Here is a 22,203-nt window from a genome sequence, read left to right as displayed (position 1 = left end):
GCCATGGACACCTTTGCTTTGATCGTGACCATCGGCGTCGCGCTCGGATTCACGTATACGAACGGTTTCCACGACTCCGCGAACGCCATCGCCACATCCGTCTCCACCCGGGCGCTGACGCCCCGCGCGGCGCTCGCCATGGCCGCGGTGATGAACCTCGCCGGTGCCTTCCTGGGCAGTGGCGTCGCCAAGACCGTCAGTGAGGGGATCATCGAGACCCCGCACGGCAACAAGGGGATGTGGATCCTCTTCGCGGCGCTCATCGGCGCCATCGTGTGGAACCTCATCACCTGGTACTTCGGCCTGCCCTCGTCCTCGTCGCACGCGCTGTTCGGCGGCATGGTCGGGGCGGCGCTCGCCGGCGGCATCGGGGTCATCTGGTCCGGGGTCGTCGACAAGATCGTCATCCCGATGTTCCTGTCGCCGGTGGTCGGCCTCGTCGTCGGTTACCTGGTCATGTGCGCGATCATGTGGATGTTCCGCAAGTCCAACCCGCACAAGGCCAAGCGCGGTTTCCGCATCGCGCAGACGGTGTCCGCGGCCGGTATGGCGCTGGGCCACGGTCTGCAGGACGCGCAGAAGACGATGGGCATCGTGGTGATGGCGCTCGTCATCTCCGACGTGCAGAGCGCGGACGCGCCCATCCCGATCTGGGTCAAGATCGCCTGTGCGCTGATGCTCTCGCTCGGTACGTACGCGGGCGGCTGGCGCATCATGCGGACCCTCGGACGCAAGATCATCGAGCTGGACCCGCCGCAGGGCTTCGCCGCGGAGACGACCGGCGCGGGCATCATGTTCACGACCGCGTTCATGTTCCACGCGCCGATCTCGACGACGCACGTCATCACCTCCGCGATCATGGGTGTGGGGGCGACGAAGCGGGTCAACGCGGTGCGGTGGGGCGTGGCCAAGAACATCATTCTGGGCTGGTTCATCACGATGCCCGCGGCGGCTCTGGTCGCGGCGGTCAGCTTCTGGGCCGTCGACCTCGCCTTCCTGTAGCGCTCCGCCCGCCCGGCCGGGGATATGACACAGGCTCCAAGGAAAGGCCCGCCCCCGGGAGCCGGGGGCGGGCCTTTCTCGGTTTCCCTGCGGTGGCACCGCCATGCAGCACCGCGGGGAGTCGGGGCAGGGCCTAGCCGAAGCGGCCCGAGATGTAGTCCTCGGTCGCCTGGACCGAGGGGTTGGAGAAGATCCGCTCGGTCTCGTCGATCTCGATGAGCTTGCCGGGCTGGCCGACGGCGGCGAGGTTGAAGAACGCCGTGCGGTCCGAGACGCGGGCCGCCTGCTGCATGTTGTGCGTCACGATGACGATCGTGAAGCGTTCCTTCAGCTCGCCGATCAGGTCCTCGATGGCGAGCGTCGAGATCGGGTCGAGGGCCGAGCAGGGCTCGTCCATGAGGAGCACGTCGGGCTCGACCGCGATGGCCCGCGCGATGCACAGGCGCTGCTGCTGGCCGCCGGAGAGGCCCGAGCCGGGCTTGTTGAGGCGGTCCTTGACCTCGTTCCAGAGGTTCGCGCCCTTGAGGGACTTCTCGACGACGTCGTTCAGCTCGCTCTTCTTGTACGAGCCGTTGAGCTTGAGGCCCGCCGCGACGTTGTCGAAGATCGACATCGTGGGGAACGGGTTCGGGCGCTGGAAGACCATGCCGACCGTGCGGCGCACGGCCACCGGGTCGACGCCGCTGCCGTAGAGGTCCTCGTCGTCCAGGAGCACCTTGCCCTCGACGCGGCCGCCGGAGGTCACCTCGTGCATGCGGTTCAGGGTGCGCAGGAACGTGGACTTGCCGCAGCCGGAGGGGCCGATGAAGGCGGTCACGGAGCGGGGCTCCACGGTCATCGAGATGTCCTCGATCGCCTTGTGGGAGCCGTAGTAGGCGGTCAGGCCCGATACGTCGATTCGCTTGGCCATGGGGATCACTGCTTCTTTCGGGTCTTTGGGTGCGCGCAGGCGCGAGGGACCGCTGATTGGCCGCTCAGCGGCCCGTCTTGGGGGCCTTCCAGCGGGCTACGCCGCGGGCCGCCAGGTTGAGGATCATGATGAAGGCGATGAGCGCGAGGGCCGCGGCCCAGGCACGGTCGTACGACGCGTCGGTGCCGGCCGCGTACTGCTGGTAGATGTACAGCGGCAGCGAGCCCTGGGCGCCGTCGAAGGGGTTCGTGTTGATCAGGGGGGTCACCCACACGAGCAGCAGGACCGGCGCGGTCTCGCCCGCGATGCGGGCGACCGAGAGCATGACGCCCGTGGTGATGCCGCCGATGGCGGTGGGCAGGACGACCTTCAGGATCGTCCGCCACTTCGGGACGCCGAGGGCGAGCGACGCCTCGCGCAGCTCGTTCGGGACGAGCTTGAGCATCTCCTCGGTGGAGCGCACGACCACCGGCATCATCAGGATCGCGAGCGCCATGGCGCCGGCCCAGCCGGAGAAGTCGAAGCCCAGGATCAGGATCCAGAAGCTGAGGACGAACAGACCCGCGACGATCGAGGGGATACCGGTCATGACGTCCACGAAGAACGTGACGACCTTGGAGAGCTTCCCGCGTCCGTACTCGACGAGGTAGACCGCGGTGAGCAGGCCGATCGGCACGGCGATCACGGAGGCCAGGAGCACCTGCTCCAGGGTGCCGATGAGCGCGTGGTAGATGCCGCCGCCGGTCTCGTCGTCGGCGATGACGCCCATCGAGTGGGTGAGGAAGTAGACGTCGAAGACCTTGGAGCCGCGCTGCACGGTCTCGTAGATCAGCGAGGCGAGCGGGACGACGGCCAGCAGGAACATGACCCAGACCAGCGAGGTGGCGAGGCGGTCCTTGGCCTGCCGGACGCCTTCGACGGTGACCGCGAGGACGTACGAGCCGACGATGAAGAGCAGGGCGGCTATCAGGCCCCACTGGATGCGGCTGTCCAGGCCCGCCCCGGCGCCGATGCCGACCGCGACGGCGGCCGAGCCGAGCGCGACGGCCGCGGGGGACCAGCGCGGCAGGCTCGCTGCCCGGAGCGTCGCGGGGCGCTTGACGCGGGGATCGGCCTGGTGGGTGGGTGTCGTGGTGCTCATGCGTTGGCCCCCGAGTACTCCTTGCGGCGCGCGATGATCAGGCGGGCCGCGCCGTTGACCAGCAGGGTGATGACGAACAGGATCAGGCCGGAGGCGATGAGCGCGTCCTGGCCGTACTCACTGGCCTCGTTGAACTTGCTGGCGATGTTCTGCGCGAAGGTGCCGCCGCCGTAGTCGAGCACGGAGGTCTGGATCACGAAGGTCGGGGAGAGCACGGTGGCGACGGCGATCGTCTCGCCGAGCGCGCGGCCGAGGCCCAGCATCGAGGCGGAGATGATGCCGGAGCGGGCGAAGGGGAGCACCGACATGCGGATGACCTCCCAGCGCGTGGCGCCGAGGGCCAGCGCGGCCTCCTCGTGCATCTTCGGGACCTGGAGGAAGACCTCGCGGCTCACGTTCGTGATGATCGGCAGGATCATGATCGCGAGGAGGATGCCGACGGTCATCAGGGAGCGCGGGGCGCCGCCCTTGTACTCGAAGACGCCGGTCCAGCCGAGGTAGTCGTCGAGCCAGCCGTAGAGCCCGGTGAGGTGGGGGGCGACCACGAGGGCGCCCCACAGGCCGTACACGATCGAGGGCACGGCGGCCAGCAGGTCGATCACGTAGGCGATGGGTCCTGCGAGCTTGCGCGGCGCGTAGTGCGAGATGAAGAGCGCGATGCCGATGGCGACGGGGACCGCGATCACGAGGGCGATCACCGAGCTCACCACGGTGCCGAAGACGAGGACGGCGATGCCGAAGTACGGCTTGCCATCGGTGGTGACACCGGCCGGGTCCCACTCGAAGGTGGTGAGGAAGTTGCCCGTGTTGTCGGAGAGGGCGAGGGCCGTGCGGTACGTCAGGAACACGGCGATGGCCGCCATGATCGCGAGGAGCACGATCCCGGAGCCGCGGGAGAGGCCGAGGAAGATCCGGTCACCGGGGCGGGTGGCGCCGCGGGCGGCTGCCTTGCTCACCGGGGCCGTCGGCCTGACGTCGTCGACGGGGGGAGGAGCGGTCGTGTTGCTTGGTATGTCCATGGGGTTCTCCGGTCTGCGGAGGCGCCGTGCGGGTGACGCAGGCGCTCCGTGGCGGCGGTGCACCGGACGGTGCGGCCGGCCCGGTACCGCGGGGCCGGCCGCACTCGGTTCAGCTAGCTCAGGCCCGCGACGGTGGTGCGGACCTTGGCGATGATCTCGGCCGGGATCGGCGCGTAGTCGTTGTCCTTGAGGACCTTCTGGCCGTCCTCACCGGCGATGTAGGTCAGGAAGGACTTGGTGGCGGCGAGCGTCTCGGCCTTGTTGCCCTTCTCGCAGACGACCTCGTACGTCACCAGGGTGATCGGGTAGGCGCCCTCGGCGGTCGGCTTGTAGTTCAGCTGCAGGGAGAGGTCCTTGCCCTTGCCGACGACCTTGGCCTCGGCGATCGCCTTGGAGGCGTTGTCGACGGTGGCCTTCACCGGCTCCTTGGCGCCCGTCTTCAGGTCGACGGTCTTGACGCCCTCACCGGCGTACGAGAGCTCGAAGTACGAGATGGCGCCCGCGGTCTGCTTGACCTGGCCCGCCACACCGGCGGAGCCGTTCGCGGACTGGCCGCCCTTGGGCGCCCACGACTTGCCCGGCTCGTACGGCCAGGCGCTGGGGGCGGCGCCCTTCAGGTACTTGGTGAAGTTGTCCGTGGTGCCCGACTCGTCGGAGCGGTGGAACGCCTGGACCTTGGTGCTGGGGAGCTTGACGCCGGGGTTGAGCTTGGCGATCGCCTTGTCGTCCCAGCTCTTGATCTTGTCGTTGAAGATGTCGGCCAGGGTCTTGGCGTCCAGGGTCAGGTCGTCGACGCCGGGGACGTTGAAGCCGATGGCGATCGGGCCGCCCACCATGGGCAGGTCGATGGCCTGGCTGCCCTTGCAGATCTTCTTCGACTTCTCGACCTCCTCGGGCTTCAGCGCCGAGTCGGAACCGGCGAACGCCGTCTGACCCTGGAGGAACGCGGTGATGCCGGCGCCCGAGCCCGTCGGGTTGTAGTTCAGCTGCACGTCCTTGCAGTTGGACGTGTAGACCTTGCGCCAGGCGTCGATCGCGTTCTTCTGCGCGGACGAGCCCGAGGCCGCGAGCTGGCCCTTGGCGTCGTCGCACTTGATGTTGGCGTTGGCGTTGGTCTCCTTGCCGCCGTCGCCCGAGCCGCTCGTGTCGTCGGAGCCGCACGCCGTGAGGGCCAGGGCGCCGGAGACGGCGATGGCGCCGAGGGAGAGGGCGCGGAGCCGGTTCTTGCGCTGAAGCTTCACTTCGGGTCTTCCTTCCGGGAGCCGCCGACCCTTGTGGCGGCGTGCGATGACTTACGTCGTGTTGTAAGGCCGAAATTAGGCAGGACAGGTGAAGCGGCCGATGGGCACGAGTGAACGGCGGGTGAACCTCGGCGGTCGGCCTGGTTAGCCGACCCGCTGCAAAAAGTAGCGGTACTGCTACATGGAGTGAGGGAGGTCGTCAGCGGGGTGGCGGCGGGGCCCCGGTGACGGGCGGATACGCTCCCGGCATGATCATCCCGTTCCTCGTGGGCATGGCCGTGCTGGCCGCCGTCGCCGCCGTGGCGGCGTGGATCGGCCTGGAGTACCGCAAGGAGTGCCGCGAGCGGCGCCGGCTCAGCCCTGGTCGCCCTCGGCCGGGTGGAGCGCCGCGAGCAGCTCGGTGACGAGCTCGGCGTCGCGCGGCCACCCAGGACGTTCTCCCGCACCTACGCTGCCCCCGCCCTCCAGCGCACCTGGACGAAGGCGGCACTGCTGAGGGCTGGCTGGCCGGGCGGATCCCGCTGATCTCGTACGCGCGTGTCTCTGCCGATCGCCTGAAGGGCAACGGAATCGGTGTTGGGCGTCAGCACGGGAACGACGCCAGGAGTGCCGAGCGGTTGTCCTTGTTCTGCCTGTTGGGCCTCGCTCAGCCGGAAGCGGTGTGGTAGCTGGACACGGTGGTGTAGGCGATTTCGGCTCGTCGTCCTTCCGGTGTGTCGACGGGGGCGTGGGCGAGGAAGTCCCGGGTGGCGCCGTTGAAGCGGATCGCTCCTTCGGCCAGGACGGTGACGTGGTCGGCTTCTTCGGCGAGGTCGGCGACATCGTGGGTGGACATGAGCACCTGCACCTCATCGGTGGCGAGGTTCAGTATCAGATCGCGGAAAACGCGGCGTTGGGTGGGATCCATGCCGGCGGTGGGTTCGTCGAGGAGCAGGATGCGGGCGTCGTGGACGAGGGCGGAGGCGACTCCGACGCGTCGGAGCTGGCCTCCGGAGAGCTGTTTGGTCTTCGCGTCGGCCCGGTCCTTCATCTGGACACGGTCGAGGGCGGTGGCAGCTGTGGTCCATGCGTCGGCACGATTCATGCCCTTGAGCCAGCCGGTGTAGGCGACCTGCTCGCGGGCGGTGAGGCCGGTCATGGCGGTGATCGTCTGGGGCATCCACGCGACCCTGGTGCGGTACTCCCGGGACGTCGACGGCAGGCGGCCGAGGCGTACGGCACCCGTGGTGGGCTGGTTCACTCCGGCTGCGAGCTTCAACAGGGTCGACTTACCAGCGCCGTTGGGGCCCAGGAGGACGGTGAGCCCGTCGGGTGTGATGTAGGAGAGCCGGTCGAGGATGTGGGGTTTGTTGCGTCCGTACGCGTATGACACGGCGTCGAGCTCAACGGGCATGTGTGAGGGGCCTTTCACAGGGAGCGGCGGTTACGGGCCTGAGCGGCCAGGCCACCGACGAAGACGAGCGAGCAGAGGGCGAGAGCGGGGAGGTTGGACGAGCTGTGCAGGGTCACAGCCCAGGGCCAAGGGTGTTGGAAGTCGGCGTAGCCGAGGAAGATGATGATGAACACCCACCCCACCGGGGCCACCGTGGATGCCTTCGGGTGCACCGCGGCCGCGAGGAGCATGAGGCCCGTCAGGAAGGCGGTGTTGCGACCGACCGTGGTCGCCTCATCGTTCCCGGCCAGGGACCCGATGATCAGGCCAGCCACGACTGCGGCCAGAACACACGCGGTGATCAGCAGCGTGTCCAGGCGGCGCAGGTTCCGCGTGGCCACTATCTCGGCTTCGGCGAGCCGCTGGTCCAGGCTGTGGGCAAGCGTTGAGGTGATCACGAGCGGGATGATCTGCATGAGAAACACGCGGTTACCGCCCGCGCTCAGCACGCCGGGCAGTTCGATGGCCCGGTCGTGCGCGAAGGCGACGATCAACGTGAACGCGACCACGCCCGGCAGGAGAACGGGCAGCAACCGCCGTGCTTTGATCCACCAGATCACGGCTTCGCCCCCTGGGCGACGAGGCGGCATGCCTTCGCCTGCTCCTTGTGGAACCACGCTGCCTGCTGGTCGGCAGGGAGCTTCAGGGCGTTGGCCGCGCGTTCCTGCACCTTCGCCAGGACCTGGCGGGGGTTCTGGAACACACCGCCGTACTCTCCCCTGCGCCAGGCCAGGTACGGCTTGTCGGCATCGATGCGAGCGGCGGCCCACAACGTGGCGGCGTCGTGGTTGACGACGTAATTGGCGGAGGGGGCCGATTCGAAGGAAGCCGGGAAGGCACAGGGGAAGGTGACACTCATGCGCAGGACGGCGTAGCGGATAGAGGTCATTCCGCCGCCCAACTGCCCGGCATCCCGGGACAGGGGGAGCCACCACGTCGTCTCCGACGGCGCCTTCCGGTCCCGGCCGTTCAGCAGGCTGTCGGACACGGTGCGGGGCATGCGCACCTTCACACCGGCGGCGCGGAGCTTGGTCACCGACTCCACGATCTCCCCTCGCACCCGGTCGAGTTCTTCGACCGCACCACCGGTCTCGGCCATGCACACGCGCGGGGCGCTGCCGGTGCAACGGGCGGCGGCGTGTCCAGAGGTGATGGGGCCCTCCGCGATGGCCCACCCCGATGCGACGTTGGCGCACGAGGCCATGACCGCCACGGCTGCGACGCCCGCTGCACCGCGTATCGCCCACTGGCTTCCACGCGTCGTGCGGATCCACCACACACCCACCGCGGCTGCCAGTGCCACGACGAACAGGAGGGGTACGAGCATCGTGGCGGCGCCGTATTCCTCGCCGAACGCGAGCGACGTATCCGGCTGGCCCGAGACGTGCCTCGGCCATATCGGGTCGTCGTACTTCACTGTTTCGGCGATCACGTAGAACACGGCGACGGCGGACAGTGGGGCGGAGATCATCCTGGGGGTGAGGTGGCCGAGAGCGCATCCGAGTACCGCGTAGGCACACACGATGCCCATGGCCATGAACAGGGGCGCCAGCGCGGCCGGGGTCGGCCAGAGCTGTGTTTCGATCAGACGCATCACCACGGGTAGCACGAGCACCAGCCAGCCGGCGGCCACGACTGGCAGCAGCGTGTGAGCGGCCACGCGGTAGCGAGACCGGCCCGGGGCGAGTTGCCACACGCCGTCCCTCTTCAGCCGCCCGCCCTCCCATACGGCGAGCCCGATCGTGATGGCGTAGGCGAAGACGTAGAAGTAGGACAGGGCCAACTGGACCTGTTCGGGCGCCCACAGCGAGCCCGCGCGTACTTCCTCGTACGAGTCCTCGAAGTGCAGGGCGTAGAAGTAGTAGAAGGCGATGATGCCGAGCCACACAGGCGCAGTCCACACAGCCGGGGTGGTGCGCAGTCGGGTGCGAAGGTTCAAGGAACGAGGCCGCTCTGTGAAGAAATGGGGGAAGCCGGGAAGCAAAAAATGCTTCCCGGCTCTGCGTCACATCGGGTCAGCCGTGGTTAGTCGGCCTTCGAGACGTCGACGTACACCTTCTTGACCGACAACTGAATGTGGTTGTACTCGGAGCCGTTGAGCTTGGGGGTCGTGAAGTAGCGGTTGTCACCGCCGTTCACGTGGACATCCCACTCACCCCGGGACGTTTTGCCCGACCCGTTGTGAACGTGACGGTCTTGCGCCCCTCCTGTGCCCTTTCGGTAAAGATCATCTAAACAGGCGTACACGTCACCCGCTGTGATGGAGGCCATACTTCCGCGTTAGGTCTGAACCATGACGTTCACCTCTATGCGGCCACTCAGGCGCCGACTCCAGTTCCGCAGCGGTCCAGCCGTCCGGAGTGACCGTGGCGGGCCCGGCTCGACGTCACTCTGCCTGCCCTGCCATCACAACGCCTCCCCAGCCGCATGAAGAGCTCCCAGCAGAGCGTCGAGCAGCTCTTTGTCCCGCTCCTGAGTCAGCTTGTCCCGAGCAGCCGTGGGGGAGAGCCACTCAAGCCGGGACACCTCCCTGTTCGGCACGAACACGCCGCCCGTGGACTCCGCCGCCCAGTAACGGACCTCCTTGGGGCGACCGTCGACCCGATAGCGGACGGTGGGCAGCTCCGGGCCCAGCTCGCACGTCATCCCCGTCTCTTCCAGGACCTCGCGCAGTGCGCCTTCGCAAGCGTCCTCGCCGCGCTCCAGCTTGCCTTTCGGGTGGGACCAGTCCGCCCACTTCGGTCGATACACCAGGGCAAGTTCGATGCCGTTGCCGGAAGGCAGCCGGCGCCAGAGAAGGCAGCCCGCTGCGAGGATCGGTGAGTCAGCCATGGTGACGCTCCCAGGGAATAACGCCTCTGACCTGCGGTACGACCCGCTCGCCCCCATCCTCGTACGTCACCACGTCCTCGCCTCCTCGTGCAGCCACGCCTGCTGGAAGGCGAAACGTGCCGCCTCGACATCGTGCCGCTGGTCCGCGTGCAGCACACCCAGGGCGTACGCCGTGGCCGGGGCGATCCGCGGGGTGCGGGCCGCCTGCGCTGCCGCGGCCGCCGCCGCCGACGCCTCCCGGTGGACGTTCAGGGCGTGGCTCGCGTCCGCGATGCGGGGCTCGGGGGGCGCGTGGCCGAGGAGGACCTCCTGGGCGTACCGGTGCAGGCGCAGCAGGGAGCGGACCTTCAGCCAGGGGGCGTCCTGGGCGTCGGGGGCCGCGTCCGCCGCGAGGCCGTGGACGAGCGCCCCGGCGTTGTAGGGGTGGCCCGCCTGGCCGAGGGGGAGCGCGGCGACCGCTTCGGCGAGGGCCGACTCGGCCGTGGCGGCGAGGCGTTCGAGGCCGTCCGTGGCGCCGTTGAACGGGACGTCGCTGGCGAGTACGGCCACGTTGTCCGCCACCGCGTGGAAGCGGGAGGAGCCGAGGGCCTGGAGGGCGGCGGAGTGGGCGCGGGTCCGGGCGAGCGTCAGCTGCCGCTCCAGGAGCGCGGCGGCCTTGGCGGCGCCCACCGCGAGCCCCCGCGGCGCGCCGTTCTCCCCGGCGGTCACCGGCGCCTCGGCCTTGGCCCACGTCTCCCCGGGGCCGCGGCCGCGCTCCAGCAGGGGGCGCCCCGAGCGCCGCGCGGAACGCCTGCCCCCGGCGGCGACCACGGGCGCGGGGACGGCGGCGGGAACGGGCGGCGGGCCCGACAGGCGGTGCAGGGCCTCCAGGAGGCGGGAGAGCCGGGACTCGTACGCGTGCTCCTGCGCCAAGGTGCCCGAGAGCCAGGCCAGTTCGGGCCGCAGCGACGCGGACCAGTCCGCGTCGAGCAGCGGCCGGAACGTGTGCAGCGTGCCGCCGATGCGACGCGCCGCGCGCCGCAGTGAGCAGGCCGCCGCCAGGGACTCCTCGGCGCCCTGCGCGTCCGTGGAGGACTCGCGGTGCAGCCGCAGCGAGCGGAGGAACTCCGTCGCCTGCTCCTGGAGGTAGGCCGTCAGGGCCTCGCCCGCGGTCCCCGTGCCCGTCGTCGTCTCATGGTGTTGCTGTGCCACGCCGGCGCCTCCGGGCGTCTATGAGCATCTCCTGTACGTTCCGCAGGGGCTGGCCGTCCGGATCCGCCGAGTGGCGGGTCCAGTTGCCGTCCGCGCCCAGGTGCCAGGAGGCGGTGGTGTCCGACATGCCGGTCTCCAGGAGCCGGCTGAGGGCCGTTCGGTGCGCCGGGTCCTGGACCCTGACCAGCGCCTCGATACGGCGGTCGAGATTGCGGTGCATCATGTCGGCGCTGCCGATCCACACCTCGGGCTCGCCGCCGTTGCCGAAGGCGAAGACGCGGGAGTGCTCCAGGAAGCGGCCGAGGACGGAGCGCACGCGGATGTTCTCCGAGAGTCCCGCGACGCCGGGGCGCACCGCGCAGATGCCGCGCACCCACACGTCCACCTCGACGCCCGCCTGCGAGGCGCGGTACAGCGCGTCGACGACGGCCTCGTCGACCATCGAGTTGACCTTGATGCGGACGTAGGCGGGGCGGCCCGCCTTGTGGTGCTGCATCTCCTTGTCTATGCGGGAGACGAGGCCGTCGCGCAGGGACTTGGGGGCCACGAGCAGCCGCCGGTAGGTCTCGCGGCGGGAGTAGCCGGAGAGCCGGTTGAAGAGGTCGGAGAGGTCCGCGCCGACCTCCGCGTTGGAGGTGAGCAGGCCCAGGTCCTCGTAGAGGCGGGCGGTCTTGGGGTGGTAGTTGCCGGTGCCCACGTGCGAGTAGCGGACGAGGGCCTCGCCCTCCTGGCGCACCACGAGGGAGAGCTTGCAGTGGGTCTTCAGGCCGACGAGGCCGTAGACGACGTGGCAGCCGGCCTCCTCCAGCTTCCGCGCCCACTTGATGTTGGCCTGCTCGTCGAAGCGGGCCTTGATCTCGACGAGGACGAGGACCTGCTTGCCGGACTCGGCGGCGTCGATCAGCGCGTCGACTATCGGGGAGTCGCCCGAGGTGCGGTACAGCGTCTGCTTGATGGCGAGCACGTCCGGGTCGGACGCGGCCTGTTCGAGGAACGCCTGCACGGACGTGGAGAACGAGTCGTACGGATGGTGCAGGAGTACGTCGCGTTCGCGAAGGGCGGCGAAGATGTCGGGCGCGGACGCCGACTCGACCTCGGCCAGGTCGCGGTGGGTGCCGGCGACGAACTTGGGGTACTTGAGCTCGGGCCGGTCCAGCTTGGCGATGCTGAAGAGGCCGGTGAGGTCGAGCGGGCCGGGCAGCGGGTACACCTCGGCCTCGCTGATCTTCAGCTCGCGCACCAGCAGGCTGAGGACGTTCGGGGCGATGGACTCCTCGACCTCCAGGCGCACGGGCGGGCCGAAACGGCGCCGCATGAGCTCCTTCTCCAGGGCCTGGAGCAGGTTCTCGGCGTCGTCCTCCTCGACCTCCAGGTCCTCGTTCCTGGTGAGCCGGAACATGTGGTGCTCCTGGATCTCCATGCCCGGGAAGAGCTCCTGGAGGTGCGCGGGCGCGGCGATGACGTCCTCGATGGGCACGTACCGCTGCGGGGAGGCCTCCAGGAAACGGGAGAGCAGCGGCGGGACCTTCACGCGTGCGAAGTGCTGATGCCCCGATACCGGGTTGCGGACCACCACGGCGAGGTTCAGGGAGAGGCCCGAGATGTACGGGAAGGGGTGCGCGGGATCCACGGCCAGCGGGGTCAGGACGGGGAAGATCTGCTGCCGGAAGAGCGTGAAGAGGCGGGACTGCTCCTTCTCGGTCAGCTCGTGCCAGCGCACCAGGTGGATGCCCTCGTCGGCGAGGCCGGGCGCGACGTCGTCCTGGTAGCAGGCGGCGTGCCGGGCCATGAGCTCGCGGGAGCGGTTCCAGATGAGGTCGAGGACCTCGCGGGGCTGCAGGCCCGAGGCCGACCGGGTGGCGACGCCGGTCGCGATGCGGCGCTTGAGACCGGCGACGCGGACCATGAAGAACTCGTCCAGGTTCGAGGCGAAGATCGCCAGGAAGTTGGCCCGTTCGAGGAGGGGTGTCTGGGGGTCCTCGGCGAGCTCAAGGACCCGTTCGTTGAAGGCGAGCCAGCTGCGCTCCCGGTCCAGGAAACGGCCCTGCGGCAGCTCGGCGCCGTCGTGGCCGACCGCCGCGTCCTCGTCGTAGGCGTCGAGGTCGGCGTCGATGTCGGGGTCGAGGTCGGAGACGGTGGCGGCGATGGTGGCCGGGCGGTGCGCGGCGATGGAACCCACGGAAGGCTGGGCGTGCTGAACGAATCCCTGCGTGTTCTGCTGGCTCATACGACCATTCTTCCGCGCGGGCACGACGATGGGCGCGTCGGAGAGCGCGGGAGCGATGCGGAGCTTTCCGTTCTCCGGACGGGGCTCCCCGTTCTCCGGGGCGGGGTCGGGCGCGGCGGGCTGCATTGAGCGAGCGTCGCAAGCCTGTCTGAATGAGCGGTTACGGCGACATGACGTGCAGGACATCGGCCGAAGGCCCCCGGGCGTCCACGCGCCCGGGGGCCTTGCTGATCGTACGGTTCAGGCCACGCGGCGGCGAAGCAGCCGGAACGCGGCATACGCGGCGGCGGCCGTGAGCGCGAGCACGATGCCGGTCTCGATGAGCTGGACGTACCAGAAGTGCGACCGGGGATGGTAGTCCATGAACCAGCCGGTGACCCTGGTGTCCGTGGGGCAGGAGTAACCGGGCTCGGGGTGGGGGAGGCACTGGCCCGCGACGAAGCGCTCGCCCGCGGCGTTGGTGACGCCCTGGTCCATGACGAAGGAGTCGAGGGGCTGCGCGGCGGGCCACCAGTCGCCGCGGGGGGAGGCCCCCGAGACCGAGCGGGCCGGGAACAGGTGCCAGCGGACCTGGCCCATGAGCAGGACCACGGCCCCGGTGATCACCGTCGTGAGGGAGACGGCGAACAGCGTGCGGCGCACCAGGAGGCCGACGGCCGCCCCCACGGCCACCGCGAGCAGGCCGTAGGCGGCGAGGGCCGGTCCGGTGGCCTCGTAGACGCCGCGGTCGGCCCAGTTCAGCTGCCAGCGGCCGCCGTTCGCCTGGGAGGCGCCGAGCTGGAGGACCGCCATGAGGAAGAGGGTCGCGCCGACGGCGCACGCGGCGGCGGTGGTCAGCTTCGAGGCGAGCCAGCGTGCCGGTGGGACCGACTGGGTCCAGGACACCTTGTAGACCCCGGACTCCAGCTCGCGCGCGACCATCGGGCCCGCGACGAAGGCGCCGACGAGCAGGGGCAGCAGGAGCAGGCCGAGGGAGCCGTTCTCCATGCTGATGTAGAGCAGGTCGCGGGCGCTGGTGAAGCCGAGGAACGTGTCGCAGCCGGCGTCGGCGTAACAGCGGGGCTGGGGGTAGGCGTGGGCGGCCCAGCGCAGCCAGCCGGTGTAGGCCAGGGCGGCGAGGAGGATGCCGCCGCCGGTCAGCAGGGCGGTGCGGTGCAGGCGGACGTCGGCCCAGCGGGGGCCGCGCAGGGTGGGCATGCTCATGCGGTCACCCCGGCCGTGCCGCGGGCCGTCGTGGCCGGGGTCAGGAGCGCGGGCGTGTCCGGCGACCGGAGATGGGCGAGCAACAGCTCCTCCAGGGAGGGTTCTTCGACGTCCCAGTCGTCGTCGACCGGGCCGTCGGGGCGGATCAGGGCCGACAGACCGCGGCCGGTGGTGCGGGACTCGACGACGGTGTGCGGGTACAGCCGGCCGTCCGGGCCGCGCCCGGTGACCAGGCGGTGCGCGCCGACGAGGTCGTCGATGCCGCCGCCGAGGAGGATCCGGCCCCCGGAGACGAGCAGCAAGTGGTCGCAGGCGTCGGCGAGTTCGGTGACGATGTGCGAGGACATCACGACGGTCGTGCCGTGCTCGGCCGCCTCCGCCATGAGCGTGCCCATGAGCCGGTGCCGGGCGAGCGGGTCCAGGTCGGCCATCGGCTCGTCCAGGAGCAGGAGTTCGGCGCGCTTGCCGAGGGCGAGGGCGAGCGCGACGCGGGTGCGCTGGCCCCCGGAGAGCGTACGGACGCGGGCGCCCGGGTCGAGGTCGCCGCTGCCGATGACGCGTGCGGCGGTGGCCGGGTCCCAGCGGCCGGGGTTGAGCTCGGCGCCGAGCCGCAGGGTGTCCTCGATGGTCAGCTGCGGGTGGAGCGGCTTGTCCTGGGCGACGTAGGCGACGCGGGCGCGGGCCTCGGCGGGGCTGGTGCCGAGGACGGTGAGGCCGCCTTCGGTGGGGCGGTCCAGGCCCGCGGCGAGGGCGAGCAGGGTGGACTTGCCGGCGCCGTTCGGGCCGACGACGGCGCAGACGCGCCCGGTGGGCAGGCGGAACGAGCAGGCGTCCAGGGCGAGGCGCCGCCCGTGGCGCTTGGTCAGTGCGGACGCCTCGATGGCGGTGCCGGTCATGCGAAGTCCCCCTTGGTTCCCTGATCTTGGCTCTGCCGTTCGCTGAACTGCTCGTCCAGTACGGCGTGGAACAGTGCTGCCGCGTCGTCCCTCTCCAGGCCCGCCCGCCGCGCCCGCGCGGCCCATTCGGCGAGTTCCCCCCGCAGCGGCGAGTCGGCCGGTGTCCTGCCCAGCGTCCGGCGTACGAACGTGCCGAGGCCGCGCCGCGCCTCGACCAGGCCCTCCCGCTCCAGCTCGCGGTAGGCCTTCAGCACGGTGTTCGGGTTGATGGCGGTGGCCTCGACCACCTCACGGGCCGTGGGCAGCTTGTCGCCGGGCTCCAACAGGCCCAGGCGCAGGGCCTGTTGGGTCTGCTGGACGATCTGGAGATAGGTGGCGACGCCGCTGCGCCGATCGATGCGGTACTCGAACACCCGCCTTCCACCACCCTTTCACTAATTGAGTAGTGAAAGGGTGGTGCAAGAGAGGGGCGGCGTCAAGTGACGCCGCCCCTCAAGTTCCGCTCGCTACCCGCTTACGGGCAGGAAGGCGCGGGTCAGGACTCCGTGCGGTACATCAGGTCCGTCTCGTGCGTGACGAAGCCGAGGCGTTCGTAGACGCTCACGGCCGCCTTGTTGTCCGCGTCCACGTACAGCATCGCGGTCGGCAGGCCGGACTCCGCGAGGTGGCGCAGGCCGGTCGTGGTCAGGGCCTTGCCGAGGCCGCCGCCCTGCGCGCCGGGCCGCACGCCGACCACGTACACCTCGCCGAGGCGCTCCTGGTCGTGCACCTTCGTCCAGTGGAAGCCGACCAGTTCCCCGGCCTTCTCCGCGAGGAAGAAGCCCGCCGGGTCGAACCACGGCTCCGCCTTGCGGTCGTCCAGGTCGCGCTGGGTGAGGGAGCCCTGCTCGGGGTGGTGCGCGAACGCCTCGGCGTTCACCGCGAGCCAGGCCGCGTCGTCCTGTCCCGGCACGAAGGCACGGATGCTCACGCCCTCGGGAAGCACCGGGTCCGGCAGGTCGAGCTCCGCCAACGGGCGCCGCATCTGCCGCAGTTCGCGGAAGAGCGCGAGGCCGAGCACCTGCGCCAGGTGCCGGGCCGCGGAGTGCCCGCCGTGCGCCCAGACGCGCAGGCGCCGCCCCGACTCGGCGAGCAGCGCCGAGCCGAGCGCCCTGCCGTGCCCGTGCCCCCGGCGCGCGGGGTGTACGACGAGTTCGGCGGCCGGCGCCTCCACCGGGTCGGTGTCCTCCAGCTGCGCGTACCCGACGAGTTCGTCGCCGACGCTGAGCAGCAGATGCCGGATCCCCTCGCGGGCGCCTCCCCGGAGCTGCAGCCGCCCCTGCTCGGACACCGCCTGCTGCCCGTCCGTACGGGCGGCCTCGGCGAGCAGCCCGAGCACGGCGTCGGCCTGCGCGGGGGAGAGGGCGGCGAGGGTGTCGATCTTCCGGAGGGGCGCGGGTGCCTCGGCGGGCCGGTCGTCAGTCATGGGTCGAGCGTAACCGCGCGGCCTCCCGGCGGTGGTCCGTGCGCAACCAGGATGTGACCCGCGATCCTCTGTTGCGCTACGCGCGTTGACCATAGGCTGCCGACCGGTCCCATTCGTCTCACACCATCCCGGGGGAACGCGTGTCCGCCATACCGAAGCACCGAAGGCCCAGGCGCCGGGCCGGCCGCGTCCTCGCCGTGGCGGCGGGGCTCGCCACCGTCGGCGCGATGGCCGCCGCGCTGCCCGCCGGAGCCGGACAGGACCACGGGGGCGGCAGGGGCGGCAAGAGCCGCACCGTCGACGTGCAGTTGCTGTCCTTCAACGACTTCCACGGCAACCTGCAGCCGCCCGCGGGCTCCTCCGGGCAGGTCACGGAGAAGCAGGCGGACGGGACCGAGAAGAAGATCGACGCCGGTGGGGTCGAGTACCTGGCCACCTCGCTGCGGACCGCGCGCAAGGCCCACCCCTACAGCGTCACCGCCGCCGCGGGCGACCTCATCGGCGCCAGCCCGCTGCTCTCCGGGCTCTTCCACGACGAGCCGACCGTCGAGGCGATGAACAAGCTCGACCTGGACGTCACCAGCGTCGGCAACCACGAGTTCGACGAGGGCGCCACCGAGCTGGCCCGCATGCAGAACGGCGGCTGCCACCCCAAGGACGGCTGCTTCGAGAAGGACTCGCGCGGCAAGGGCAAGAAGTTCGAGGGCGCCGACTACCCCTACCTCGCCGCGAACGTCACGAGCGAGAAGACCGGCAAGCCGATCCTCAAGCCCTACTGGGTGTGGAAGCACAAGGGCGTCAAGATCGGCTTCATCGGCGTCACGCTCGAAGGCACCCCGGACATCGTCTCCGCCGACGGTGTCAAGGGGCTGAAGTTCCACGACGAGATCGAGACGGTCAACAAGTACGCGAAGATCCTCGACAAGCAGGGCGTGAAGTCCATCGTCACGCTCATCCACGAGGGCGGCGTGCCGAAGAGCCAGACGTACAACTACGACTGCGACTCCCCGGGCGCGGGCGACGGCATCTCCGGCCCGATCACCACCATCGCCAAGGGCATCACGCCCAAGGTCGACGCGCTCGTCACCGGCCACACCCACAACGCGTACGTCTGCACGATCCCCGACCCCGCGGGCAAGCCCCGCATGGTCACGTCGGCGTCCTCCTTCGGCAAGCTCTACACCGACACCACGCTCACGTACGACCGCGGGACCAAGGACATCGTCCGTACGAGCGTGCGGTCCGCGAACCACGTCGTCAGCCGGGAGCAGGCCAAGGCCCCCGACATGACCTCCCTCATCGGGCGCTGGGACAAGCTCGCCGCGCCCGTCGCCAACAAGCCCGTCGGCTACATCTCCGGGGACATCCCCGGCCGCGGCGCGGGCGTGCCCGAGTCGCCGCTCGGCGACCTCATCTCCGACGCGCAGCTCGCGCAGGCCAAGTCCCTCGACCCGGAGGCCGACCTCGCGCTGATGAACCCGGGCGGCATCCGCTCCGACATCGTGTACAAGGCGAGCGGGGGCGAGGGTGACGGTGTCGTCACGTACGGCGAGGCGTTCACCGTGCAGCCCTTCAGCAACACGGTCAATCTGGTCGACCTGACCGGCGAGCAGCTCGTCACCGGCCTGAAGCAGCAGGTCAGCGGGTCCAACGAGGCCTCGCCGAAGATCCTCCAGGTGTCCGACGGGCTCACCTACACGCTGGACATGACCAAGTCGGGCGCGGACCGGGTCGTCGCCGACTCGATCAAGCTGAACGGCGGGGCGATCGACCCGGCGGCCACCTACCGCGTCGCGATGAACTCCTTCCTCGCGGGCGGCGGCGACGGCTTCGCCGAGCTCGGGAAGGGCACGAAGCCGCTGGTCGGCAGCGACGACCTGAAGGCGTTCAGCGACTACATGAGCGCCAACTCCTCGGCGGACAAGCCGATCGCGCCGCCCAAGGCGGACCGGATCACGGTCGTGAGGTAACGGACGTCACGCGGGTGTCCGCGCGGTGGCCCGGAAGTGGCGTGAGCTTGAAAACACCGCGTTAAAACAACCGGCCGAAACCGGCTGTTACCGGATGTAAGGCTTGGGGTGGGGTGTGAACGTATGGTGAGATCACTTGATGCGTTCCCCCCACCGCATAGCCACGCATCCTTCGGATGCCTCACCCGACGCCCGCGACGACCGCCCGAACGACACCGCTGAGCTGCCCGCCGCCACGTACGTGAACCCGTACGACGAGCTGGCCGCGCTCGCGCCGAATCCGCTGGACGAGTTCCTCCACGAGGAGAAGGACGAGCCCCGCGCGGAGGAGCCCTGGACGCCGCCGAACCACCGCCGCGGCGGCCGGGGACGGGGCCGGGGCCGTCGCCGCAGCCGTTTCGCGGGCCTGCCGCTCGCCGCGAAACTCCTGGTCGCCGTCCTCGTCGCCACCGCGTTCCTCGGGCTCGGCGACCGCTGGGCGCTCCTCTACGCCGAGCACGAGGCGGCGGAGAAGCTCAAGGACCAGATGCACCTGAGCGCGGCGCCCGAGGTCGACATCGAGGGGTTCCCCTTCCTCACCCAGGTCTTCGACAAGCGCGTCGACAAGGTGAAGGTGACTGTCCCGGACGTCGCGGCCGACCGGGTCTCCCTCGCCAAGGTCTCCGCGACCGCCACGGACGTGACGATCGAGGGCGACGGGCCCACCTCGATCACGGGCGCCAGCATCGGCGAGATGAAGGGCGAGGTGCTGCTCTCCTTCGAGGACCTCAACCGCGAACTGGGCGCGTCCCAGGTCACGTTCACCGGCCACGGCCACGACCAGGTCCTCGCGCGCGGCACGCTGCCCGTCGCGGGCCACGACCTGAAGGTGCGCGCCGACGCCCGCATCCAGCGCAACGGCGACCGCGGCGTCTCCACCGACATCGGCGGCATGAGCCTGCAACTCGGCGACCTGGCGACCTACCGTCCCGGCACGCGCGAGAAGGAGGGCCTGCACCTGTCGAAGGACTCCGCGGACCGCGTCGCCGAGGAGACGTCCAAGGCGAAGGCACTGCTGTCCGTACCGGCGATCGTCCAGCGGCTCGGCGTGCCGCAGAAGGTGGTCCGGGGGGCCCTGAAGAGCGACGCCAAGCTGAACGAGCTCACCGGCTCGCCCAAGTTCGTGAACGACGTGATGGGCCTCAACCTCATCGACGTGGCGATGGGGCACCCCGAGCTCCTCAAGAAGCTCGGCCTCGACCCCGCCCTCCTCGAAGGCCTCGCGGGCCTCACCCGCCCCATCCTCGCCGACCGCCTCACCCTCGCCTTCCAGCTCCCGAAGCTGCCGGGCGCGGGGACGATGGCGCTGCAGGACGTGAAGGTCGAGAAGGAGGGCATCCGGGTGCGGATCGCGGGGTCGGGGATCGGGATCGGCCACTGAGGAACTCGCGGGCCCGTATCAACTACTGGGCGAAGGCCTCCGGCGCCGACGGGGTGTCGGGTGCCGACGGGGTCTCGGGCGGCGGTGTGGGTGCCCCCGGCAGCCGTACCGACGCCTCCGTGCCGCCGCCGTCCGCCGCCCGCAGCGCCACCTCGCCGCCGCAACTCTGCACCGTGCGGGCCACGATGGACAGGCCGAGGCCCGAGCCCGGCAGGGAGCGGGCGGACGGCGAGCGCCAGAAGCGGTCGAAGACGTGCGGCAGTTCGTCCGCGGGGATGCCGGGGCCGTGGTCCCGCACCACCAGGTGTCCGCGGTCGAGCGTGACCGCCACCGTGCCGTGCGGCGGGCTGAACTTCACCGCGTTGTCGAGGATGTTGACGACGGCCCGCTCCAGCGCGGGCGGCTCCGCCCGCACGTACCAGGGCGCGAGCTCCGCGGTGATGGTCAGCTCCGGGCCGCGCAGCCGGGCCCGCTCGATGGCCGCCCTGGTGAGCTCGTGCAGGGCGACCACCTGGACCTTGCCGCCGGCGTCACCGGCGTCGGGGCGGGAGAGCTCCTGCAAGTCGCCGATGAGCGCGGCCAGTTCGGTCATCTGCGCGGTGACCGAGGCGAGCAGCGCCTTGCGGTCGTCGGGCGGGATGGCCCGGCCCGTCTCCTCGCTGCGGGCGAGGAGCTCGATGTTGGTGCGCAGCGAGGTGAGCGGGGTGCGCAGTTCGTGGCCGGCGTCGGCGATCAGCTGTTGCTGCAGGTCGCGGGAGGACGCCAGCGAGGCGGTCATGGAGTTGAAGGACTCCGAAAGGCGGGCGATCTCGTCGTCGCCCTCCACGGGGATGCGGAGGTCCAGGTCCTCCGTGCGGGCCACGTGCTCCACGGCGGCGGTGAGCCGGTCGACGGGGCGGAGCCCGGTGCGGGCCACCCAGAGGCCCGCGGCGCCCGCGCCCACGACGCCGATCCCCGCCACGAAGAGGAGGATCAGGGCGAGGTCGTCGAGGGTGTTGTCCACCTCGCTGAGGGGGCGGGCCACGGAGACGGCGAGCGACAGCTGCGGGTACTCCTCCAACGGGTAGGTGTAGACGCGGTACTTCTCGCCGTTGGACGCCGTGGCGTTGTGGTAGTTCGCCGGTTTCTCGCGCCCGGCGACCCCGGTGTCCTCGGCGCCGACAGCGATCTCCTGGCGTCCCAGGACCACGCAGCTCGTGCCGTTCTTGGCCACGACCTGGATGGTCTGCTTGAACAGGTCGGGATTGTCGCGGCCGGGGATCTCGCGCAGGCACTTCGCGTTGCCCGCCACCGCGTCGATGTCGATCCGCTGCGTCACCTCGCCCGGCTTGGGCCGGTTGCTGCTCAGCGCGCTGTCCAGCGAGTCCAGCAGCGCGTTGCGCACCACGAACCAGCACGTCACCGCGGCCGCCGCGACCGCGAGGGTCACCGCCGCGGTGACCAGCAACGCGAGCCGCGAGCGCAACGGCAGCCCGCGGAACCGCCGTACGACCCCGTTCACTCGCCGCCCCGCAGCACATACCCCACGCCCCGCACCGTGTGCACCAGACGCGGTTCGCCGCCCGCCTCCGTCTTGCGGCGCAGGTACATGACGTACACGTCGAGGGAGTTGGACGACGGCTCGAAGTCGAAGCCCCACACGGCCTTGAGGATCTGCTCGCGGGTGAGGACCTGGCGGGGGTGCGCGAGGAACATCTCCAGGAGCGTGAACTCCGTGCGGGTCAGTTCCACGGTCCGCGCGCCCCGCGTGACCTCGCGCGTCGCCAGGTCCATCCGCAGGTCGGCGAAGGCGAGGACGTCGCCCTCGGCGGCCTGCCCGGCAGGCGCGTACGAACTGCGGCGCAGCAGCGCCCGGATGCGGGCGAAGAGCTCGTCCAGCTCGAAGGGCTTGACCAGGTAGTCGTCGGCGCCCGCGTCGAGTCCGGTGACGCGGTCGCCGACGGTGTCGCGCGCGGTCAGCATCAGGATCGGCGTGGTCGAGCCGGTGGCGCGGAGCCTGCGCGCGGCCGTGAGGCCGTCCATGCGGGGCATCTGGATGTCGAGCACCACGAGGTCGGGGCGGTACGCCGCGGCCTTCTCCAGCGCGTCGGCGCCGTCGACGGCGACCTCCGTGCCGTACCCCTCGAAGGCGAGGCTGCGCCGCAGCGCCTCCCGCACGGCGGGTTCGTCGTCCACGATCAGGATGCGCAGCTGCTCGCGGTCACCGGTGCGGTCGCCTTCGGCGGGGCTCATGGGCTTCGGACTTCCTCGGGTA

Annotated in this window: 20 protein-coding genes; 4 read left to right on the top strand and 16 right to left on the bottom strand. The window is 70.4% G+C overall.

The features are described from left to right. Positions 1-3 precede the first annotated feature (3 nt). Positions 4-1,002, top strand: a complete 999-nt coding sequence (locus tag ACZ69I_RS08640; protein WP_467672966.1) for an inorganic phosphate transporter — start codon at positions 4-6, stop codon at positions 1,000-1,002. A 133-nt stretch (positions 1,003-1,135) separates the two neighbouring features. On the opposite strand, the gene pstB is transcribed toward ACZ69I_RS08640, so the two are convergent. The 4 genes from pstB to pstS form a co-directional block, all read right to left on the bottom strand. After that, positions 1,136-1,912, bottom strand: a complete 777-nt coding sequence (pstB, locus tag ACZ69I_RS08635; RefSeq protein WP_467672964.1) for a phosphate ABC transporter ATP-binding protein PstB — start codon at positions 1,910-1,912, stop codon at positions 1,136-1,138. Positions 1,913-1,976: 64 nt separating this feature from the next. Continuing rightward, positions 1,977-3,053: a phosphate ABC transporter permease PstA gene (gene pstA / locus ACZ69I_RS08630; protein WP_470831042.1), complete on the bottom strand. Its 1,077-nt coding sequence runs from the start codon at positions 3,051-3,053 to the stop codon at positions 1,977-1,979. Continuing rightward, positions 3,050-4,072, bottom strand: a complete 1,023-nt coding sequence (gene pstC, locus ACZ69I_RS08625; RefSeq protein WP_470831041.1) for a phosphate ABC transporter permease subunit PstC — start codon at positions 4,070-4,072, stop codon at positions 3,050-3,052. The genes pstA and pstC overlap by 4 nt, the downstream gene beginning before the upstream one ends. Positions 4,073-4,185: 113 nt before the next feature. Then, on the bottom strand, positions 4,186-5,313 hold the full coding sequence (gene pstS / locus ACZ69I_RS08620) for a phosphate ABC transporter substrate-binding protein PstS (RefSeq protein WP_467672958.1): 1,128 nt from the start codon (positions 5,311-5,313) through the stop codon (positions 4,186-4,188). A 248-nt stretch (positions 5,314-5,561) separates the two neighbouring features. Here pstS and ACZ69I_RS08615 point away from each other — a divergent pair, with 248 nt between their 5' ends. Then, positions 5,562-5,717 carry a hypothetical protein gene (locus tag ACZ69I_RS08615; RefSeq protein WP_470831040.1) on the top strand — a complete coding sequence of 52 codons (156 nt, stop codon included), beginning with the start codon at positions 5,562-5,564 and terminating at the stop codon, positions 5,715-5,717. Between the two features lie 242 nt (positions 5,718-5,959). Here ACZ69I_RS08615 and ACZ69I_RS08610 read toward each other — a convergent pair whose 3' ends face one another. The 10 genes from ACZ69I_RS08610 to mshD all read right to left on the bottom strand — a co-directional run bounded on the left by ACZ69I_RS08610 (position 5,960) and on the right by mshD (position 16,559). Next, entirely contained in the window at positions 5,960-6,706 is a 747-nt protein-coding gene (locus ACZ69I_RS08610) for an ATP-binding cassette domain-containing protein (RefSeq protein WP_470831039.1), read from the bottom strand. Between the two features lie 14 nt (positions 6,707-6,720). After that, positions 6,721-7,254: a hypothetical protein gene (locus tag ACZ69I_RS08605; RefSeq protein ID WP_470831038.1), complete on the bottom strand. Its 534-nt coding sequence runs from the start codon at positions 7,252-7,254 to the stop codon at positions 6,721-6,723. A gap of 47 nt (positions 7,255-7,301) precedes the next feature. Continuing rightward, entirely contained in the window at positions 7,302-8,648 is a 1,347-nt protein-coding gene (locus ACZ69I_RS08600; RefSeq protein ID WP_470831037.1) for a hypothetical protein, read from the bottom strand. A gap of 503 nt (positions 8,649-9,151) precedes the next feature. Beyond that, a complete protein-coding gene (locus tag ACZ69I_RS08595; protein ID WP_470831036.1) occupies positions 9,152-9,577 on the bottom strand; it encodes an NUDIX hydrolase in 426 nt (141 codons plus the stop codon). A 66-nt stretch (positions 9,578-9,643) separates the two neighbouring features. Beyond that, a complete protein-coding gene (locus ACZ69I_RS08590; protein ID WP_470831035.1) occupies positions 9,644-10,768 on the bottom strand; it encodes a CHAD domain-containing protein in 1,125 nt (374 codons plus the stop codon). Further along, on the bottom strand, positions 10,749-13,121 hold the full coding sequence (locus tag ACZ69I_RS08585; protein WP_470831034.1) for an RNA degradosome polyphosphate kinase: 2,373 nt from the start codon (positions 13,119-13,121) through the stop codon (positions 10,749-10,751). The genes ACZ69I_RS08590 and ACZ69I_RS08585 overlap by 20 nt, the downstream gene beginning before the upstream one ends. A 114-nt stretch (positions 13,122-13,235) precedes the next feature. Then, positions 13,236-14,198, bottom strand: coding sequence for an ABC transporter permease (locus ACZ69I_RS08580; RefSeq protein WP_470831033.1), 963 nt, complete (start codon positions 14,196-14,198; stop codon positions 13,236-13,238). Continuing rightward, on the bottom strand, positions 14,195-15,094 hold the full coding sequence (locus ACZ69I_RS08575) for an ABC transporter ATP-binding protein (RefSeq protein WP_470831032.1): 900 nt from the start codon (positions 15,092-15,094) through the stop codon (positions 14,195-14,197). The genes ACZ69I_RS08580 and ACZ69I_RS08575 overlap by 4 nt, the downstream gene beginning before the upstream one ends. Next, positions 15,091-15,507: a GntR family transcriptional regulator gene (locus tag ACZ69I_RS08570; RefSeq protein ID WP_470831031.1), complete on the bottom strand. Its 417-nt coding sequence runs from the start codon at positions 15,505-15,507 to the stop codon at positions 15,091-15,093. Before ACZ69I_RS08570 ends, ACZ69I_RS08575 begins: the two co-directional genes overlap by 4 nt. 122 nt (positions 15,508-15,629) lie before the next feature. Then, the gene (mshD, locus tag ACZ69I_RS08565; RefSeq protein WP_470831030.1) at positions 15,630-16,559 is read right to left on the bottom strand and encodes a mycothiol synthase; all 930 of its coding nucleotides are present in this window, start codon (positions 16,557-16,559) and stop codon (positions 15,630-15,632) included. Between the two features lie 140 nt (positions 16,560-16,699). Between mshD and ACZ69I_RS08560 the strand changes: the two genes are divergently transcribed. Continuing rightward, positions 16,700-18,529 carry a bifunctional metallophosphatase/5'-nucleotidase gene (locus ACZ69I_RS08560; protein ID WP_470831029.1) on the top strand — a complete coding sequence of 610 codons (1,830 nt, stop codon included), beginning with the start codon at positions 16,700-16,702 and terminating at the stop codon, positions 18,527-18,529. Positions 18,530-18,668: 139 nt separating this feature from the next. Beyond that, a complete protein-coding gene (locus ACZ69I_RS08555) occupies positions 18,669-19,949 on the top strand; it encodes an LmeA family phospholipid-binding protein (protein ID WP_470831028.1) in 1,281 nt (426 codons plus the stop codon). A 22-nt stretch (positions 19,950-19,971) separates the two neighbouring features. On the opposite strand, the gene ACZ69I_RS08550 is transcribed toward ACZ69I_RS08555, so the two are convergent. Both ACZ69I_RS08550 and ACZ69I_RS08545 read right to left on the bottom strand, forming a co-directional pair. Further along, entirely contained in the window at positions 19,972-21,450 is a 1,479-nt protein-coding gene (locus tag ACZ69I_RS08550) for a sensor histidine kinase (protein ID WP_470831027.1), read from the bottom strand. Further along, positions 21,447-22,181, bottom strand: coding sequence for a response regulator transcription factor (locus ACZ69I_RS08545; protein WP_467672938.1), 735 nt, complete (start codon positions 22,179-22,181; stop codon positions 21,447-21,449). The genes ACZ69I_RS08550 and ACZ69I_RS08545 overlap by 4 nt, the downstream gene beginning before the upstream one ends. Positions 22,182-22,203 lie beyond the last annotated feature (22 nt).

The organism is Streptomyces sp. NPDC036815, assembly GCF_055609205.1.
Note: the sequence above shows the minus strand (reverse complement) of the source record. Positions and strands in the feature narration are given on the sequence as shown.